The sequence below is a fragment of the Robertmurraya sp. DFI.2.37 genome, assembly GCF_029211245.1.
Lineage (GTDB): Bacteria > Bacillota > Bacilli > Bacillales > Cytobacillaceae > Robertmurraya > Robertmurraya methanolica_A.
Map to the genome: position 1 here is coordinate 1 of NZ_JARGEJ010000907.1, position 287 is coordinate 287.

The following is a 287-nucleotide window of genomic DNA, read 5'->3' on the forward strand; positions in this document are numbered from 1 at the left end:
GTGATCATCCCGACGATCCTCATCACGAAAGCAAAGCGATACTGAAGCTGCGCTCTAAGCCCCGCTGAGACAAGCTTAAAATAAAGTTTTATATATTTTGCGATTGTCATCTCTTTATCCCCCTTGAACAACCACTTTATGGGATGCCCGATTCCAGACCATTCTTAAAACGAAGTAACATACGAGTAGCCAAAATAATTGAAGCCCTAAAGAGGTGAAAACTTCTCCCCCTGTCGTCTCCCCGATAAAAATCGAAATCGGCATAAAGAAAATGGCTTGGAAGGGCA

At 43.2% G+C, this 287-nt stretch carries 1 protein-coding gene; it reads right to left on the reverse strand.

Annotated features, from left to right (window positions below; genetic code table 11):
- Nucleotides 1-114 precede the first annotated feature (114 nt).
- A complete protein-coding gene (locus PZE06_RS29110) occupies nt 115-273 on the reverse strand; it encodes an ABC-2 family transporter protein (protein ID WP_275792556.1) in 159 nt (52 codons plus the stop codon).
- Nucleotides 274-287: the final 14 nt, after the last annotated feature.